The 2,436-nt window shown below is 76.0% G+C and carries 3 protein-coding genes; 1 reads left to right on the forward strand and 2 read right to left on the reverse strand.

Annotated elements, in window-relative coordinates; genetic code table 11:
* Nucleotides 1-1,294 (reverse strand): ATP-dependent helicase (locus tag AB6N23_RS18105; RefSeq protein WP_412867349.1); only part of this gene is annotated, 1,294 nt, incomplete at its 3' end.
* A 181-nt stretch (nucleotides 1,295-1,475) separates the two neighbouring features.
* Here AB6N23_RS18105 and AB6N23_RS18110 point away from each other — a divergent pair.
* Nucleotides 1,476-1,736 (forward strand): mycoredoxin, encoded by a 261-nt coding sequence (locus AB6N23_RS18110; RefSeq protein ID WP_412867350.1) that lies wholly within the window; start codon nucleotides 1,476-1,478, stop codon nucleotides 1,734-1,736.
* A 41-nt stretch (nucleotides 1,737-1,777) separates the two neighbouring features.
* On the opposite strand, the gene nudC is transcribed toward AB6N23_RS18110, so the two are convergent.
* The gene (gene nudC / locus AB6N23_RS18115; protein ID WP_412867351.1) at nucleotides 1,778-2,395 is read right to left on the reverse strand and encodes an NAD(+) diphosphatase; all 618 of its coding nucleotides are present in this window, start codon (nucleotides 2,393-2,395) and stop codon (nucleotides 1,778-1,780) included.
* Between the last annotated feature and the right edge of the window lie 41 nt (nucleotides 2,396-2,436).

The raw sequence follows: 2,436 nt of genomic DNA on the forward strand, positions 1-2,436 counted from the left end.
GCGCCGGCGCCCAGCCGGCGGACGTCAGCACGTCGCGGGCCGTCTCCCCCAGCGGCACGCCCGGGTCGGCCGCGCGGGCGCCGCCGCGCAGCAGGACGAGCGCGTCACGGACGTCGCGACGGGAGAAGAAGCGTTCGCCGCCGCGCACCTGGTAGCCGACGCCCGCGGCCGCGAGCGCCTGCTCGAAGGCCTCCGCCTGCACGTTGGTCCGGTACAGCACGGCGATCTCGCTGGCCGGCACGCCCGACGCGACGAGCCGCGCCGCGCGGGCGGCGACGCCGGCGGCCTCCGCCTCGTCGTCGTCGTACGCCGTGAATCGCACGGGGGGTCCGTCGGGCAGCTGCGCCACCAGGTGCAGAGGAGCGGGGTCGCCGGGCCGCCGGGTGGCCGTCAGCACGCGGTTGGCGAGCCCCACCACCTGCGGCGTCGAGCGGTAGTCGCGCACGAGCCGCACCACCGTCGCCCGCGGGTGCCGGCGCGTGAACGTCATGAGGTGGTGCGGGCTGGCCCCGGCGAACGAGTAGATCGTCTGGCTGGGGTCCCCCACGACGCAGAGGTCGTGCCGGCCGCCGAGCCACTGGTCGAGCAGGTGCTGCTGCAGCGGGCTGACGTCCTGGTACTCGTCCACGACGAGGTGGCGGTACTGCGCCCGCACCTCGTCGGCGACCTCGCCGCGCTGCGCCAGCATCGCGGCGAGCAGCAGGAGCACGTCCTCGAAGTCGATCACCCCGCGCTCGGCCTTCACGTCCTCGTACGCGGTGAGCATGCGCGCGACGGCCTGCGGCTCCTGGCCCGCGGGCGTCGGGCGACGCACCGCCTCGGCCGCGCGCTGGTAGTCCTCGGCGGTGACGAGCGAGACCTTGGCCCACTCGATCTCCGACGACAGGTCGCGCACCGAGACCCGGTCGACCGAGACGCCCACCCGGCGTCCCGCCTCCGCCACGATCGGCGCCTTCTGCTCGAGCAGGCGCGGCGGCGCGCCGCCCACGACCCGCGGCCAGAAGTGCCCCAGCTGGCGCAGCGCCGCGGCGTGGAACGTGCGCGCCTGCACGCCCCCCGCACCGAGGTCGCGCAGCCGCACGCGCATCTCCCCCGCGGCACGGGCGGTGAAGGTCACCGCCAGCACGGACGCCGGCCGGTAGACCCCCGTGCGCACGCCGTACGCGATGCGGTGCGTGATCGCCCGCGTCTTGCCGGTCCCCGCACCGGCGAGCACGCAGACGGGCCCCGTGAGGGCGGTCGCGACCGCGCGCTGCTCGGGGTCCAGCGCGTCGAGGAGGGCGTCGGCGGACATCGCTCCCAGTGTCGCAGCCGCCACCGACAGGTCGGCGACGCGCCCGTGGCGGCCCGGGTGGTGGCGCTCGTCACGGACCGGAGCGCGCCCGCGCGCCGCCGGCGTACGCCCCTCGCGAACGCGGGCCGTCGGGGGCCGTCGCCGCTCGGCGTGCGTCGGTGCCGCGTGGCACGCTGCGGTCATGAGCAAGACGACGCCGGCCCCGGGCACCGTGACGATGTACTCCACGACGTGGTGCGGGTACTGCCACCGGCTGAAGAAGCAGATGGACTCCGCCGGGATCGCCTACGACGTGGTCGACATCGAGGAGCAGCCCGACGCCGCGGCGTTCGTCGAGTCCGTCAACGGCGGCAACCGCACCGTGCCGACGCTCGTCTTCCCCGACGGCTCCGCCGCGACCAACCCGTCGCTCGCCGAGGTCAGGGCGCGCCTGGCCGTCTGACGCCCGGTCGCCGGCGGTCCGGTCCTCGGCCCGGTCCACGCTCAGTCGTCGACGGGTCCGCCGAACCACTCCTCGACGAGGGCACGGGCGATCGACGCGCGCCCCGGCAGCAGCAGCGTGCCCGCGCGCACGTCCGCGGTCAGCTCGGCGCGCGTGTACCAGCGCGCCGCGGTCATCTCCTCGCCGTCGACCGTGATGTCCGTGCGCACGGCGTGCGCGCGGTAGCCGAGCATGAGCGACCCGGGGAACGGCCACGGCTGGCTGCCGCGGTACTCGACGCGGTCGACGACGACGTCGGTCTCCTCGCGGACCTCGCGCCGCACCGCCTGCTCCGCCGACTCCCCCGCCTCGACGAACCCTGCGAGGGTCGAGTACCGCCCCTCGGGCCACGTCGCCGCGTGCCCGAGCAGCAGACGGTCGGCGTCGTCGACGACCGCCATGATGACCGCCGGGTCGGTGCGCGGGTAGTGCTCGGAGCCGTCGACGTCGCACACGCGGGACCAGCCCGCCTGCGCGACGCGCGTCGGCGCGCCGCAGCGGGGGCACCGCGGGTGCCGGTCGTGCCACGCGTCGAGCGCGACGGCCGTCGTGGCGAGACCCGCGTCCCGGGCGTCGAGCGCCGCGCCGACGACCCGCAGCGACGTCCAGCCGTCGTCCAGTCTCTAATACACATCTCCGAGACCACGAGACTCTTACGCCG

The organism is Cellulomonas pasadenensis (assembly GCF_047229365.1).
Lineage (GTDB): Bacteria > Actinomycetota > Actinomycetes > Actinomycetales > Cellulomonadaceae > Cellulomonas.